The organism is Lysinibacillus sp. NPDC092081, assembly GCF_044755845.1.
In the GTDB taxonomy this organism is placed as follows: domain Bacteria; phylum Bacillota; class Bacilli; order Bacillales_A; family Planococcaceae; genus Lysinibacillus.
On record NZ_JBIVRU010000001.1, the window covers coordinates 307011 to 322564 of the forward strand.

Genomic DNA, 15554 nt, shown 5'->3' on the forward strand with positions numbered 1-15554 from the left:
TCCTTTTAATATGGAGAAATATTGGAGGTCAATACAATGGCTAATAGTAAAGATAATTTAAGTAAATATGGTAAAGCTTTTATAGGATTTGATGAATCTAGTGGTAATGCTATGGACTCAATAGGTGGATACACAGGAACACTAGTAGGTAGTCCTACTCGTGTTGTTGGGTGGAATGGCAAAGGAAATGCAATGAGTTTTAATGGAGTAGACCAAAGTGTTTCCTTTCCACCATCAATCATACAAATAGGAAAACCTATTGTGATTAGATTTAAAATCAAAATACCTAGTATACCATCATCAAATAAAGCTGTAATGGGTAATTTAAGAGGGGCAAATTACAATGGTTTCAGACTTGGTATACTTGGTGGAGTAGGACAGTTATATATCTATGCTTCTGATTCTGTCGGTGTCACTCTTGATACCAATGGAGTTGGGAAAAATATTTGTGATGATAAATGGCATGACATAATGATAGAATTTTTACCCGATAAAACAGTGAATTATTATTTAGACACATTTAATAATCCTGAGTACTCTACAACTCAAACAAGAGGTTTCACAACAGCATTTGACCTTAATTTAGAATTGTGTAGAAGAGTTTATCATAATGATATTTATTTACAATGCCAAATAGACTCTATAGAAATCTATGATAGAGTAATATCCTCTATCCCTGACAAACATCTAGTTCAACACAACTCAGATTATAAATACCATGATGGTACTACTTGGCAATCAACTTCTCCAACAGAAGAAAACTTTATTAAATATGGTATGAACAACCTAAACCATATCACAGAAGTTCAATGGAAACAATTATCAGGAGATAAATCAGTAGTTATGTGGTCTGATTTTGAAGATAAGCAGTTTGCTTCTGTTGTGTTAAACAAAAATGAATTTAAAGCACAGGATTTACTAGGTGATACAGCACAAGCAATTTACTACACTGACTCAGACGCTTCTAAAATAGTTGTAGAGACAGGTGTTGAGCCATACTCTGTCTATGACTACATTGGCGAATTACCTACTGTAGTGGCTTATACAGAGTCTACAGACGATATTATTGTATCTACAGCAGTAGAACCATTCGACATCTATGATGAATTTGGTGATGAAGTAGAGGTGCTTTATTACACAGATGATGAAGCTGTAGCAAACGTTGACTTAATCCTAGAAGCTAATTGGTCGCCTATCGATGAATTAGAAGGTGACTTCGAAGTTGTAACATGGACAGACGAAGCCCCTGACACAGCTCAGAGAGTGCTTGAAATGACAGCAGTACCAAAACCTCAGTTCATTAAATTAGTAAGCCCTAAACGCTTGTACGGATATCTAGATGATGTTTTTGTTAATGATATTTCTCAATCATACCGGGATGAAGCTCGCTACTTTGTTACAGGAGAAGATACTTCTAAATGGTCTGTGTGGGATAGTTCAACACAGACATTTGTTGTATCTGATGCTTCAACTGAAGAAGCCATTCTTAAAAATGGTATGAAGTATCATGAGTTAAATAGTATCACTAATAAGCAATGGAAAACTTGGGGGAAGCATTATTTAAATATTGGTGTTTTCTTAAAAGACAATTCTCGCGACACGATTGTTTCAGTTGTTGAAAGTGTCTCTTATGAAGATTATCTTCCCAGAAATACTACAGCAATTGAGAAAACAAGTTTTAATATTTTAAATACTACTGCTAAGATTGATATTTCTATAGTTGGAAATACGCTTAAAGGTGTTTTAAGTGACGATGATCTAACTCGTGTTCAATATCGGGTGTTACTAAATGATGGTTATTATTACCCTGCCGATGGTAGCTTTACAAAATTAGACGACTCCCCTCATAACATTAACCTATCCATTAGCAGTAAAGATATTAAAATCGACAATTGGAATACCTTAAAAGTAGAATTCCAGGATTCCTTTGGCACTACTGATTATTGGCAAACTAACTTCATTGGAACTTACTCAGGTCTTATCTTTAAAGATGTTTACGGTCAGTATTATTCAAATGAAATCGGTGAAGTTTTAAAATATCTTGACTTCGGTATTATTATTGCAGGTCAGACAACGGTGGAACATGAGGTAATCCTGAAAAACCAATATGGCTATGATGTTAAAAATATACATTTGTACGCAAACACATCTAACTACCCTACTGGAATGGCGATAGAGTTTAGTGAAAGTTTGGCTCCTTTTACTCCCTACCCTGAGCTAAAACTGGATAGAACACTTCAAAACAACGAAGAAATGTCATTCTTCATTCGACTAAAAACTGAATTAGGCGCAACGCCTGACGCTAACGGTTCATTTGACATTATCGTGAGAGCAGACAAAGCCTAATCACAATACAATGTGATAAGGAAGTGAAAACCTATGGAAGAAAATATTAATTCCGATCAAATTGAACGGGAAATAGCAATTTCACCAATTGCGGATTCGTCCTTTATTAATGCTGAAGATGATATAAAACCGAATAATCATTTTAAAGCAAAGTATAAATTATTCGCGGTAGGATTTTCAGATGTTTCAACTGAACTAATTGTAAAACAGTTTGACAACTCCGATTTGGTGACAGAGATAACACCTCGAGCAATTGATGCAAGTGAAAAAGAAACCTATATTAATATCGTTTATCGGGGTAATTCAACTGTTTTGGCAGAAATACAACCCTATATCCACAATTTTGTTGAGACGGAAATCGAAGTACGTCCTCATAATAGGATGGTAGCTATTTATGAAGTGCAGCAGCCTCCTATCATCACTGAAGTGTTTAACCCCACTCAAGATGCTTTCACCCGTGAGAAATTAGAATATCAATCCATTAACTATGGTGGATATACATCTATGGTAGTTGGACGAAGTGAAGATGATATTTGGCGCTCCTTTGTACAATTTGATTTACAAGCTATCCACCCATCTTATATTTTAACAGACGCTAAATTCCGTTTGTATTATAGTGGCACAGTTCCAGATGGCATTCATTTAGAGCTTTTTGATGCAAATAAAGCCTGGTCAGAATATAACATTACGCACTTAAACAGACCAACACCTATCCAGCTTGTGACCGATCATTTTACAGTGAATGAAAAAGTAGGCTATGTAGAGTTCAATGTATTTAACATCGTTAAAGATTGGACTTCTTTAAAACAATCTAATCATGGCTTTATTATTCGTGTATCAAATGAAACCTCTAATGGACAAGTAATCTTTAAAACTAGAGAATCCTTGCTGCCTCCAGAATTACTTATCGATTATTACGATTCTAGAATTTTTAGCATAGGTAAAAGCCAGCATATAGCAGAGATTTATATCTATAAAAGACAAAATTCAGATATAAATACTGAGATAACGGTTGATTCAGTATTTGGTATTTCCAAACAAGAAACTGAAATATATGTACATAGAAAAGAAGTTCCACTAGATATGGATATACTCACTGAAATTACAGTGAGCCAACCATATGTAAATGCAGAAATGATTGTAACTATCCCTCTTGAAAGTGAAAAACCTGCAGAAATTAGTGTTAGAAATCTTCTAGAAAAAACAAAAATTGTAGAGATTACAGTAAATAAACCAATTATTCCTGCTGAAATAACTGTTAGAAAAAGTGATAGTAATCCTATTTTAACTGAAATTTTTGCCTCTAAACCTAATATTCCTATCGAAATTACGATTCCTTATTATGATGACAGCACAATATTGGCAGTCATCGAAGCGAATGATATTCATATTAATGAAATTGATACAGTAATTATCGTTTCGATAGATACCGTTAAAACAGAAATTACTCCACGGGTAAAAGAAGACGAGAACTTATACACTGAAATTACAGTAAGTAAAAATAAAATACATACTGAAATCTATGTTAAATATTCAGATGATGTTTTCGTTGAAATCGATGCAAATGTGAAAAGTGATATTGCTACAGAAATAATAGCAAGCATTCCTATTATCCCTACTGAGCTCACAGTACAAAGATATGATGTAGATAATATTAAGACAGAAATATTTAGTGCCTATACTTCAAATATTTTCATCGAAATTATTGTACATCGAGTTGATGATATCGAAACGGTTATAGATATTAAAGCAACTAGCAAAATTATTACTGAAATCATTGTTTCTAAGCCTGTTATCTGGAGTGGAATTACTGTTCCTACATGGGATGAATCAAATATTTTAACAACGATTGAACCACGTATCTTTATGGTTAACAATGTCCAAACAGTTATTGTGGTCAATGGTGGCGTTTCAGGATACGCATTTATTATGTAACTATAGAAAAAGGAGAATATCCATGATTATTAAAAACTATGAAATTGGCGAACTACAATCTTTTTTATTCAACTTAATTTTAAAGGGAAAAGAATCTCGAATGCGAACAAGATTTTTAAAACTTTTAGAAGAGCAGTTAAGCCTAATAAATTTGGAAAGACAACAATTAGTATCTGAATATGCAGAGAAAGATGAACATGGAGAAGTTTTATATAATCTAGAAACAGTCGATAGCCAGGAAATTGAAATTCCTATTTTCAGTGAAAAAGCTGAGAAAGAAGTTCAAAAACAAATTTTAACACTAATCAATGAAGATTTTATTATCGAAGAAACAGCAGATAGAATTGACATGTTAAATACTCTACAGGAAATTATTTTGAATTGTGATTTAGAATTTACAGGTAAAAAGGCCACTATGTATGATAGATTTTGTGAAATTTTTGAAGAACTGAAACATCCAGAGATTACTCAGTAAATTTCTTATAAGGATAGGTGCGGATAACCCACCTATCCTTTAATAATTTATAAAAGTCGGTGATTACATGCAAAATGAAAAATTTGGTGAAAGATTGGCTAGTGTGGAAGTTGAAATAAAAAATCAAGAAAACCGAATTTCAAAATTAGAAGGTAATCATGAATTATTGTATCGCTTAACATTAGTTTCAGAACAACAGCAAGAGATGAATAAACATCAGCAAATTCAATTAAATAGAATGGACAAAACGTTTAATAATATCAATATGAATCTAACGAAATTAAATATGACCCAGGATGAATTACAGGAGGATGTCAAAGGTATTGGAAAACGAGTTGATAGCATTGAAGATGATCTAAAGCTAGAATCCGCAAAGGACAGTATTTCGATCAGCGACATGATAAAGCAATACCTTCATTGGTGGATACTCATTCCAACAATTATTATTGGTGCTTTTATTTTAAAATCATTAGGTCTGTAAGAAAGGAATGGATAGCTATGAAAATCAATTGGAAAGTTCGCATTCACAATCCTCAATTTTGGATTACGGTAGGATTATCGATTATTACCCCCCTATTCGCCTATTACGGCATTACAGGAGCTGATTTAACTACTTGGCATAGTGTATGGATCTTAATCGTAAATGCAGGCTCTAATCCATATGTATTAGCCTTAATGGCTGTGAGTACATATAATGCAATTTTAGACCCTACAACTGCTAGCTTGAATGACTCAACACGAGCATTAGCATATAAAAAACCGAAAAGAGATGAGCAATAATGGCAAACTTTATTTGTCCTGTGAAGAATGCGAGATTAACAAGTAAATTTGGATGGAGAGATATCGGATATGGAAAGGAATGGCACCAAGGTGTCGATTTAGCTTCAACAGGAAAAGTTCCTGTTTATGCTAGTGCTGCTGGAGTTATTAGTCGAGCCCAAGTGTTAAGTAGCTATGGGAATGTCGTTATGATTAGACATACTATCAACGGGAAAACTTATGAAACGAATTATGCCCATTTAGATTCCTCTTGTGTTCAGGTTGGACAAAGAGTAAAACAAGGTCAGCAAATTGGTATTATGGGCAATACAGGACGAGCATTTGGTATACATTTGCATTTTGAAATTCATAACGGTACCTGGGAAAAAGGTCAACCCAATGCTGTTGATCCTATGAAATTTATTACATTAACGATTGAAACTACTAATGAAGGAGAACTAACGATGTCACAATACAATGAATTGCTAAATAAAATAAAAGAGCTTGAGGATACTTTAAAAACAAAACAAGCTGTTATCCCTTCTCGTACAGCCTCTGAAACTCATAATGCTGCATGGGAATGGTTGAAATGCCAGGGTATTACCGATGGCTCAAATCCTCAAAACTTCTTAACACGTGAGCAATTTGCAACGATGCTAAAACGCTATAACGATTTATTCAACAAAAAATAAATTACTTTATACATAGTTTTACCCTACATAAATTTTAAGCATAACAATAACATATTTTTATCCTTTTGAACCATGTTACAATAAAGGGAATAATGGCAACTAAGGAGATATTGCATGAGGCTTTCAACGATTTTAAATTTTTGTATTCTTGTATTTTTCACCTTACTATTCGTCAATGATTTCTTTCCACACACTACAACAGCTGAGATACTGTCTAAAAAAATCATCCTTCTTATATTAATAGCTCTTGCAATCGTACAAATCACGATGGACAAGGGTAGATATAAAAAGCTTTCAAAAAAAGCCTATGTTGGCTTAACAGTATATACAGTCGGTCTTTGGATTGTACTAACTTTACTTGGTGGCGAATCGCAAATAGGTCTATCCTTTAAAAGTCCTATTTTTTATATTATCGTGCTGTTGCTTGCACTTGATTTACTGCGTGTTTATCGTCATTCAAAGAAAGAACAGTCTAATGGCGTAGCAAAGTAATAAGTACAGCCCATCACCAAAAGTTGGGATGTCCTTTACTACAACATATACCATAATATTAGTTGATAATAAAAAGCATGTCACCGATTGGGCTTTATATGGAAGCTCCAATCGGCGGACATGCTTTTCTTAGGATTCTAGTACATTTAATGTGGAATGAATGCAAGTTATACCTAAAAACGCCTATAAACATTGATATACCAATACATCTGAGATTTTTATTTAATTTAACAGTACGCAAAATAAAGCTTAACACTGAATTATTTTGGGGCAAAGTGGGGCTAGATTGAGGCAAATAAAAATATGGCGAGCGTGTGTACAGGAATGTGTGAGTTATAAACTATTGCATAATTAGAAAAAGTGCGTACAAAATCATAAATTTGTCTTCAAATGATAAATGAAAATAAATTCATCAAAATACTAGTACACTATATTAAACCTAGGGAAATTTATCAAAAATTTGTTATTGATGCCTTTTCCTCTTTATTCTAAGATTAGCTTAATATAATTTTTTAAGGAGTTTAAGCAATGACAACATTTATTCAAGAATGGATGAAAAGGCTACCGGATTGGGTCTTTACAGTGTCCTCGATTATATTTGTAATCCTGATTTTATTAATTGCAATCACTATCTATAGAACTGTTAAACGCTATTCCGATGCTATTGGTAGAGAGGATAAAGTTTCGAACTTACATGAAGAACTTGCTAAATTAAAAGATGAATCCAGAATACAAAAAGAAAATGCTCAACAACTGTATTCTGTAATTATTCATACCAGAACTTTTCTGAAAGCTATATTTTCTGGAACCGATCCTAACGAAAAGGATTATTATCAAATTCTTCAAAGGATAGTTGAAGGGCTTGTTTCAGATATTAAAGCTTCTGGTCTTGAAAGGCACCGTTGTGCTTTATGGATAAGCGACACTGATGAACAAACATCAGAAGAGTATCTAGAATTATTTATTGGAAGTTCTGGATTTCCTGATGAATACTTACATAAACGGAGGTTAGGCTTAAATAACTCTATAGCAGGTAGATCTTATAGAAAAAAAGAAAGTTTAAATATCCCTGATGTAAATAAAGACAGTGATTGGGATAAGCCAGAAAAATCCTCTAAATATAAAGCGCTTATATGTATTCCGTTTAATGAAATAGGTGTATTAACGGTAGATGCTCAAGAAGAAATGAATAATGAAATTTTCGGAATAGCTGAGCTTTATTCCACTATTATAGAAATCGTATTCACTATGCTTCTTGAACAAATACAACAGGATTCAGATATTGACTCTAATTCACAATCTGATACTGAGGAATAATCGAAAATAACAAATGAAAAATCAGGAATACAAAATCCTATTTGTGGTATATTAGAATAAAGGGAGGGAATTATATGATGAAAAATTATAGAATTCAAGACCTACAAGCGCAAAAATCACTTTTACGGTTGGCTTTTCAAAAAGAAAAAATTTCTATGGATGAATATTATGCAAAAATGAAAGAACTTGAAATCCTAGAAGAGGAAATAATCAGAGAAAATAAAATTAAATCTGATCAGTTAAATACCGTAAAAAAACAATTAAAAAATTTGGCACTAACTTATTAGGGAAGGATGATACTTTTTAAAAAGTGCTTTATTTAAATCAACTTGTTGTTAAGTTGGAAATTTTAAGTTCGTAGGAAACCTTGGTTAGGACTTGATTCGATAATTACATCGGATTAAGTCCTTTAATTTTTTTATACGCTCTTGATAAAAAATCTATTAAGGAACCAACTAGATAAATTCGCTGTTCTTGACTATATTTCTATAGATTTATAGTTACCTGTGTAGAATTGCCAAACTCCATAAAATAATCAGCAAAGGCTTGTTGTTTTGGATTTAATTTACGTTCAAATTGGCATCACCTCATTATGCTAGTTGCTTTGTAAAATAAAAAAACACCCAATATGAGTGTTTTCAACAATTTTCTCTAATTATTTCTATTAATTTATTTTCTTCTTTTTCATAATATTTAATTAAATACAAAATTGTCTCCTGACAATCTTTATAGTATTTCGGATGATTATATGGTTCGATTTGCTGATTAAATTTTAAATTTAATTCCATTAATAAATATTCTAGTTCTCTAGTTTTTATATAAAGTTCAGGACTAATACCTGCTGAAAGTTCAATAAAATTGGAATCGCTTATTAATTTTTTTGCCTTATTATAAGTGACATCAGGTTTTTGGAAATTGTCCATTCCTATAAACTCGAAGTTTTTCACTAATTCCATTAAAAAACGAATATTATACGCTATTTTCTCTAATTTTATTGGAGCATCACTGAGTTTTTTGCTCAAATTGTTATTTTCAATGGTTTTATTTACTCCGATTAAAGTAATGGACCCACCAATTATCGCACCAATAAAGCCTATACAACCCGCCAAGATAGTATCTTGATCTTTAAAAGAAACATTTATAATATAGACGATTAATATAGTTAGCAATGACGCTACAAATACTAGAAATAAAGTTATAATTATGTTGGTAATCCTGTTTGCATATTTGTTCATTTACTCTTACCTCCCAATCTATAATAATTCGAAAGGTAAATAATTGGAACGTTTTTCTACAAATTCCACTCTCAAAAGCAAGCACCAACGAATCAAAGGGGAGGAAACTCTGCTCGATACTCACTTTTCAGGGCAAAATAAAAACCACCCAAAAAAGAGTGGTTGAAATAATTTTGTTTTTAAAAGGACATAAAACTTACACCCATATTCTTTGCCACTTCTGTATCGTTAGTGACTTTAATTTTAGAAATTTTATTCACGGGGATGAATATAGATTCTGTATCCAATTCAATGTTTATCATTCCTAAATCATTCACTTCATAAAAAGTTCCGAAAACATCTTTATATGAATTAGCTTCGATTTCTGGTGTAGAAACTATATCTCCGTTATCTAAATAAAAATGCATTGTATATTGAGCCATATAATCACCTCCTTTCTTTCAATCATAAACCAGGAGTTGAAATATATGTAACAACTTTTTGCTCACAAAACCACACCAAACTCCGCCCTCTCAACTCAAAGTGTTTTGGCTGTTTGATACAGTTCAAAGCAACAAAAAAAGCCTTACTTTGTGGTGTAAGGCTTATCTAATTGCTATATATTAAAGCTGTATGATAAACTATCCCTGCACATCAAAGGGCATGAATCAATTCGGCTGTAGCGTCTGCAAACGCTGCGGCTTTTTCTTTTCTTTCAAAGCTGCCACCAATCACCTTGCCAATAATCTTCACCTGATGTTCACGCACTACCTGGATACATTCACCCAGCAGCATAATTTGATTTCCAAAGCGGGTAAATGCGCTAATAAAATGCTCCCCAGCCGCTTCAAATACCGCTAAATCCTTACCGTTGCTTCGAGGCTGTTCTACTGTTGAAACTAGCACCTCATCACCTTCTAATAGCCCTAAAAACTCGTTGTCATTTGATACTTCAAGAATAAATGTCTTAGTCATTACTTAGTTCTCCCCTATCTTTTAATTCCTGTATTTTTAAATTAATAAGCGTTGCTACTTCATTAGCTGATTTCCTTTTGTAATCAACCTCAAAGAAATCTGCAAACCCCTCTAATGCATAATAAAAGGCGTTGTTTTCTTCTAATAGATGCCTTTTATATTGTTCAATCCATTCGGGTACATTTTGAGCATCCCTTACCGTTCTTTCAAATTCACACAAAACCATATTTGTTTCCGTATAAACAAGTTCTAAAGTCAAAAGGCTGTCTTCGTATGTGCTATGAATTGAGAATATATCTTTTGCGAGCCTTTGCATTTCCCTACCTCCCTAGCCCTACATTGAATTGTTCTTTTGCCTTTTGGGTAATCAATTGCATTAATTCTTCAAAATTAGTTTTTCTATAGTCGATACTGAAAAGATCAGCTAGCTCCTTAATCATCAAAATAATCGCTCGGTCTTCAACCAACATGTATTGTCTATAAGCTTCAATCAAAAAAGCCGCTTCATCTTTGTTTTTAAGAACCTGTTCATACTTATGCAATACATGGCCAGTGCTGTTGTGTACAGTTTCTAAAATTAACAAGTTTTCTTTTACTGTACTTTGGATATAGTACATGTCTTGTAGGTTCAATTTCATAAGTACACCTCCGCTTTCAATTGCTATTTAATTTGCTGTATTAGTTGCTGCATATAACCTTTAAACATGACTCTGACTATTTCCTGGCGTTCCTGGTACGTTAGTTACTTTATTTGTACACTGTTGTTTTCAAATACAATCGGTAATTACAGTAATACGCTGGTCATACAAATAAACCTCAATCGCATTGCTAGCCGCTATTAACGCATTTAACTCTGTCAGCAACCCACTATCCTTCGTTTCTTTCCATTCGGCTCCAGCTGTATAGATTTGTTCTTTTAGATAATCAAGTGTGTTTCGTAAACGCATATCATTCCACCCCTCCTCTTAGACACTTTTTTATTTGCTGTGTGAGCAATTTCATATAACCTTTTAGCATGGCTCGAGTTATTTTCTGGCGTTCTTGTGATGTTAGCACCTTCATACATTTACCTCCCTTCATAACGCATATCGGCTATTTCTAGTCCATTCACCGACTAACCATTGATGGTTATTCGTAAATCTTTGTGTTTCCACTGTAAATCATTTAGTTGTCAAAATCAAGTGTTTTGTAAAACAAAATATTGCTTTTGTAAATAAATTAATTGTCGAAACTTTTGTGATTCATGATATAATTAAGTTGTAGGAGGTGTTAGAGTGTCTTTAACAATGGGGGAAAAAATTAAAGTTTTATTAAACAGAAAAAGTATGTCAGTCCAAGATCTCGCTGAACTACTTGGACAATCCCGACAAAACATTAATACGAAATTGAAGAAGGATAACTTTAGTGAACAAGATTTAAAGAAAATTGCTGAAGTGTTAGAAGTTGAATTTGAAGGTTTCTTCTTTCTAAAAAACGGTGAAAAAATCTAATAACAGCACAAAAAAGCATCTACTCTCTTAGAGCGGATGCTTTGTGTATAGAAACGGTCATAAAATTATTAAAACCTCATTCGGAGCCACTAACGACTTCGAAATTTTCGAAGCGGTGAAACTTAGTTTGATGAAAGTTCAACCATCTGACTTTTTCATCTCTATGGGCAATTTGCATATCCGCTAACAATATCTAACGACTAGAAATTAGAGATTAGTACAACTTTACTCTAAGAAGAGTGGCATTCACGAATTTCTTCACGCCTAAATTTAGGCACTCCTCGATAGTATTAAGAAGAGCTTGCATAAAATTTAATGCAGTATTATATAGAAAAGGATGGTCAAATTTGACCATCCTTTCGCACACCTGCCCGTGTGATTTTATATTCCCCATTCATGGGTTACTATGTATTCTATCGTTTCCACCGTAGGCTTGTAAATCCAGAATCTTTTTCCTTTAGGTCCTCTGCGGCGTTGATATTGTCTCACTCTTGGATCATGAAGAAAAAAATCCTCTAAGTAAGATTTACTCATACAAGTTAAACGAACCAACTCATCTATATCACAAAGAATAAGATCTTGTCTTACATATTCATCAATCTGTTGTTTAACTTCTTGCTTAATGATAGTCATAGCCTCGTCATCCAGAGTTATCTTAACATCAATATTTTTCATTTCTTAAATACCCCCCCATTTCTAACATAAAACACTTTTCTTATGTCCAAAAATTTCAGTTTTTCGTATTATTTTTTATCCACTCAAATACCTCATCTCGTGGATATCTCGCTTGCATATATGGGAATTTCGGAAAGCCAGATATATTTTTCAATTGATGTACTACTGTATCACTACACTGAAATATTTCCTTTAAATCTGAATTTGTTAACAAAGGTGGCCATTTATGCTGTTGTTTTCCATACTCTACTCCTTGTAAAAAAGCCTCTTCCGCTACTTGCTCAATTTTTAATTTAACTAATTCTAGTTCGAGTTCAGCTATTTTAACCTCAATATTAACTTGATTTGTATCGTCTTTTTTACCCACAACCATACCACCTTTATTATTTGATTTATCAATTATTTTATAATAGGTACTAACTCCAGTAAAACATTGGAAAATACCCACTCCATTTTTTAGCAACTCTCTCATATATTAATTCTTCCATCCGTTTTTCAATATAGGATTTTATTTCAGGTTTTCTCAGGTTCTCATCACCGATACTATATGCTGTCTTTTGACTGTACCCAGCTTTAATAGCTGCTTGAGTAGCATTACCTAACTCAATATAGAAGTCTGCAAAAGCTTGTTGTTTCAGTGTTAGTTTCTTTACTTTCCCAATGGCATCACCCCATTATGCTAGTTGCTTTTAATTTTAGTAACAAAAAAACCGTGTATTTCTACACGGTTTGAGGTCCAATATTTATATCTTTTTGATCCATATCATTTGGAACTAAATAGTATTTCCTTAGTGCGAATTCTGGTCTTGTCGGGATGTTATCTTGTCTCATACATACTCTAACTTTTTTAAAATCTTCTTTTACTTTTACGATAAACATCTCGTATGACTCTAACTGATCCATAGTTATATTTATATTATTAATTTTACTACTATCACCTGAATAAAGTTTTTCAATAGATGATGTATCACCATTCTGACAATAAAGTACTTCCATTTTCATAATTTCACCCCCCTAACTATCCAATCATAAACCAGGAGATGAAATATATGTAATAAATTTTTGCTCTCAAAACCAACCAAACTCTGCCCTCTTATATCGTTTGCATTTCTGAATCAAGCATATCGCTAATAACTTCACGTACTTTTTGTGCAATATCCATAGGATTGTCACCTGTGATATGAAAAACAAATTGATGACCACCACCATTGTTAGCTGGTGTATTGTTTTGCTTATCAGTATTGTTGAACGCTGGAACAGATTCAGAAGTGTTATTATCAAGATTTAACTCTGGTGTACCTGAACTACCTTGGCTCAATATCCCTGCACTTCGTAGCGCGTTTGATTGATTTGCTGTTAAAACAGCCTCATCTTTGTGTAGTTCGGCCACATAGCCATCGAACGGTACTCGTTCTAAACCAGTAGCGTGTGAACCATCAGGAGATCCTGATACAAAATTCCAAGCTTTGCTGGCTGCGCCACTTATTGCTCCGCCAACTGACGAAACCCAATCAGGCAGCTTAAAGCTCGTAATTGCATTTTTAAAATCGGTAAATTTGTTATATAGCCCTTGGAAAAAGCTTGTTACTGGTTGGATTTTTTGAACTCCCCAGTCATAAATACCACCAAATACCTCTGTTACTTTGCCCCATAATTCGCCTGCTTTCTCCATAACCGTGTCCCAATTGTTATATAAAGATATACCGGCGGCAATAAGTCCGCCAATTGGACCAGCAACTAATGCGGCCATAGGATTGTTTCTTAAAGTTTTCCAAAGTCCTAGCGCCTTTTCCTTTACGGTATCCCAATTTTGATATAAATAGATTCCGGCTGTAATAAGTCCACCTATAGCAACCGTAGCAATACCTACCGGATTAGTTAATTTTGCAAAAGTTCCAGCTAAACCACCAACTTCTTTTACTGAATCAAATATGCTCACAGCTGTTTTAATAGTTTTGAACGCCGCAAATCCAGATGCAATACCGGTAGCAGCTGCTATTACGATATCTTTATTGTCAACCATCCAACCTAGACCTGTTCTAATTGCTCCTAACGTTGGAATCGCTACACTTTTGACAGTTTCAAAACCTTGGCTCAATCTATCACCTAACTGCTTGGCATCGATACCCTTTATTTTTTCAGCGACTAGACCTAATGCGTTACTAAATCCATTACCTACTAGACCTAACACATTCTCAATTGATTTTAATGGTGTTCCAGCGAGCACTCCTTGAATTGATTTGGATGATGCCTGCAACACCACGCGTAACCTTCGTGTTCATGTTAGTGAATGAAGTACCGATACCGGCACTACCATCTTTAGCAATTTCGGCGAATCCACCGACACCACCATTCAAATCAATAAGTTTATTATTAAATTGATCAAACGTGATTTTACCTTTTTGTAAAGCTTTATATAAATCTTGTTGTGCTGATTTTCCTGTGAAACCAAATGCTGAGGCGGTCTTATTAAGTGCAAACCCCATCGTCTCTTGCAATGTACTCCAACTATCAGCCTCGACTTTACCTTTAGACAACATTTTTACATACTGATCAAGACCACGTTCTGCATCCATAGCATCTGATCCGGATGCTAAAAAAGCGTTATTTAAGGTTAAAGCTGTGTCAGTTGCTTTATCTAAGTCTCCGGTCATAAGAGAGATGTTTTGCGTACTTGCTACAATGCCATCTAGTGTAGTTGGTAGGCCTTGAATACCATCAGCAAGTTTGTTAATACCTCCTGTAGCTTGTTCACTAGTAAAGCCCATTTTCTCCATAACCACAGGGAATCCAGCTAATGTATCAACACGGTTGATTGCACCATCTACAGCACCTTTAACCATACTCATAGCTTTATCGATAACTTTGACTGCACCGACAGCTGTACCAACACCAATGATTGTATCTTTTAATCTACCAAAGCCTCTTCCAGTTTCTCCGACTTTCTGGTTAAGCTTTCCGACGCTTTGCACACTTTGATTCATACCATTGCTAACAGATGCTGCAGAGTTCATACCAACTTTACCCATCGAACTAAAACCAGAAGATGTTTTGCCTAGTTTTGTTCCGAGCCCCATTACTGTACGCTCAGCTTCGTCCATCTTTTTATCAATTTTGTCTATATCCTTGGATGCTTCATCTTGAAAGTAAATACCGACAAACATGTCACGCATGCTACTCATTT

22 protein-coding genes are annotated in these 15554 nt (G+C 34.0%); 10 read left to right on the top strand and 12 right to left on the bottom strand.

Going from position 1 to position 15554, the window contains the following annotated elements:
* Positions 1 to 36 precede the first annotated feature (36 nt).
* From ACIQLB_RS01560 to ACIQLB_RS01600, 9 genes are all read left to right on the top strand, one after another.
* Positions 37 to 2346: a hypothetical protein gene (locus ACIQLB_RS01560; RefSeq protein WP_400720078.1), complete on the top strand. Its 2310-nt coding sequence runs from the start codon at positions 37 to 39 to the stop codon at positions 2344 to 2346.
* A gap of 33 nt (positions 2347 to 2379) precedes the next feature.
* Positions 2380 to 4281: a DNRLRE domain-containing protein gene (locus tag ACIQLB_RS01565; protein ID WP_400720080.1), complete on the top strand. Its 1902-nt coding sequence runs from the start codon at positions 2380 to 2382 to the stop codon at positions 4279 to 4281.
* Between the two features lie 22 nt (positions 4282 to 4303).
* The gene (locus ACIQLB_RS01570; protein ID WP_400720081.1) at positions 4304 to 4756 is read left to right on the top strand and encodes a hypothetical protein; all 453 of its coding nucleotides are present in this window, start codon (positions 4304 to 4306) and stop codon (positions 4754 to 4756) included.
* 67 nt (positions 4757 to 4823) lie between these two features.
* Complete coding sequence (locus ACIQLB_RS01575) at positions 4824 to 5237, top strand: hypothetical protein (RefSeq protein ID WP_400720083.1); 414 nt, start codon at positions 4824 to 4826, stop codon at positions 5235 to 5237.
* A 17-nt stretch (positions 5238 to 5254) separates the two neighbouring features.
* Entirely contained in the window at positions 5255 to 5536 is a 282-nt protein-coding gene (locus ACIQLB_RS01580) for a phage holin (RefSeq protein WP_400720085.1), read from the top strand.
* A complete protein-coding gene (locus ACIQLB_RS01585) occupies positions 5536 to 6207 on the top strand; it encodes a M23 family metallopeptidase (protein ID WP_400720087.1) in 672 nt (223 codons plus the stop codon). The genes ACIQLB_RS01580 and ACIQLB_RS01585 overlap by 1 nt, the downstream gene beginning before the upstream one ends.
* Before the next feature lie 114 nt (positions 6208 to 6321).
* Entirely contained in the window at positions 6322 to 6699 is a 378-nt protein-coding gene (locus ACIQLB_RS01590) for a hypothetical protein (protein WP_400720089.1), read from the top strand.
* A gap of 528 nt (positions 6700 to 7227) precedes the next feature.
* Positions 7228 to 8016 (top strand): hypothetical protein, encoded by a 789-nt coding sequence (locus ACIQLB_RS01595; RefSeq protein ID WP_400720091.1) that lies wholly within the window; start codon positions 7228 to 7230, stop codon positions 8014 to 8016.
* Between the two features lie 74 nt (positions 8017 to 8090).
* Positions 8091 to 8303 carry a hypothetical protein gene (locus ACIQLB_RS01600; protein ID WP_400720093.1) on the top strand — a complete coding sequence of 71 codons (213 nt, stop codon included), beginning with the start codon at positions 8091 to 8093 and terminating at the stop codon, positions 8301 to 8303.
* Between the two features lie 351 nt (positions 8304 to 8654).
* Here the strand turns inward: ACIQLB_RS01600 and ACIQLB_RS01605 are convergent, their stop codons facing one another.
* The 6 genes from ACIQLB_RS01605 to ACIQLB_RS01630 form a co-directional block, all read right to left on the bottom strand.
* Positions 8655 to 9251, bottom strand: a complete 597-nt coding sequence (locus ACIQLB_RS01605; RefSeq protein ID WP_400720095.1) for a hypothetical protein — start codon at positions 9249 to 9251, stop codon at positions 8655 to 8657.
* Positions 9252 to 9430: 179 nt separating this feature from the next.
* Entirely contained in the window at positions 9431 to 9673 is a 243-nt protein-coding gene (locus tag ACIQLB_RS01610; protein WP_400720097.1) for a hypothetical protein, read from the bottom strand.
* Positions 9674 to 9884: 211 nt separating this feature from the next.
* A complete protein-coding gene (locus tag ACIQLB_RS01615; RefSeq protein WP_400720099.1) occupies positions 9885 to 10205 on the bottom strand; it encodes a S24/S26 family peptidase in 321 nt (106 codons plus the stop codon).
* Positions 10198 to 10521, bottom strand: a complete 324-nt coding sequence (locus ACIQLB_RS01620; protein WP_400720101.1) for a hypothetical protein — start codon at positions 10519 to 10521, stop codon at positions 10198 to 10200. The genes ACIQLB_RS01615 and ACIQLB_RS01620 overlap by 8 nt, the downstream gene beginning before the upstream one ends.
* A gap of 4 nt (positions 10522 to 10525) precedes the next feature.
* Complete coding sequence (locus tag ACIQLB_RS01625; protein WP_400720103.1) at positions 10526 to 10843, bottom strand: hypothetical protein; 318 nt, start codon at positions 10841 to 10843, stop codon at positions 10526 to 10528.
* Positions 10844 to 10972: 129 nt separating this feature from the next.
* The gene (locus ACIQLB_RS01630; protein WP_400720105.1) at positions 10973 to 11152 is read right to left on the bottom strand and encodes a hypothetical protein; all 180 of its coding nucleotides are present in this window, start codon (positions 11150 to 11152) and stop codon (positions 10973 to 10975) included.
* Between the two features lie 327 nt (positions 11153 to 11479).
* Here ACIQLB_RS01630 and ACIQLB_RS01635 point away from each other — a divergent pair, with 327 nt between their 5' ends.
* Complete coding sequence (locus ACIQLB_RS01635) at positions 11480 to 11695, top strand: helix-turn-helix transcriptional regulator (RefSeq protein WP_258859113.1); 216 nt, start codon at positions 11480 to 11482, stop codon at positions 11693 to 11695.
* 381 nt (positions 11696 to 12076) lie between these two features.
* Here ACIQLB_RS01635 and ACIQLB_RS01640 read toward each other — a convergent pair whose 3' ends face one another.
* The 6 genes from ACIQLB_RS01640 to ACIQLB_RS01665 all read right to left on the bottom strand — a co-directional run bounded on the left by ACIQLB_RS01640 (position 12077) and on the right by ACIQLB_RS01665 (position 15552).
* A complete protein-coding gene (locus ACIQLB_RS01640) occupies positions 12077 to 12370 on the bottom strand; it encodes a hypothetical protein (protein ID WP_400720107.1) in 294 nt (97 codons plus the stop codon).
* Between the two features lie 55 nt (positions 12371 to 12425).
* A complete protein-coding gene (locus tag ACIQLB_RS01645) occupies positions 12426 to 12842 on the bottom strand; it encodes a hypothetical protein (protein ID WP_400720109.1) in 417 nt (138 codons plus the stop codon).
* Complete coding sequence (locus ACIQLB_RS01650; RefSeq protein ID WP_400721639.1) at positions 12787 to 13032, bottom strand: terminase small subunit; 246 nt, start codon at positions 13030 to 13032, stop codon at positions 12787 to 12789. Before ACIQLB_RS01650 ends, ACIQLB_RS01645 begins: the two co-directional genes overlap by 56 nt.
* A gap of 58 nt (positions 13033 to 13090) precedes the next feature.
* On the bottom strand, positions 13091 to 13372 hold the full coding sequence (locus ACIQLB_RS01655; protein WP_400720111.1) for a hypothetical protein: 282 nt from the start codon (positions 13370 to 13372) through the stop codon (positions 13091 to 13093).
* 91 nt (positions 13373 to 13463) lie between these two features.
* The gene (locus ACIQLB_RS01660) at positions 13464 to 14630 is read right to left on the bottom strand and encodes a phage tail tape measure protein (RefSeq protein ID WP_400720113.1); all 1167 of its coding nucleotides are present in this window, start codon (positions 14628 to 14630) and stop codon (positions 13464 to 13466) included.
* A complete protein-coding gene (locus ACIQLB_RS01665) occupies positions 14566 to 15552 on the bottom strand; it encodes a tape measure protein (protein WP_400720114.1) in 987 nt (328 codons plus the stop codon). Before ACIQLB_RS01665 ends, ACIQLB_RS01660 begins: the two co-directional genes overlap by 65 nt.
* Positions 15553 to 15554 lie beyond the last annotated feature (2 nt).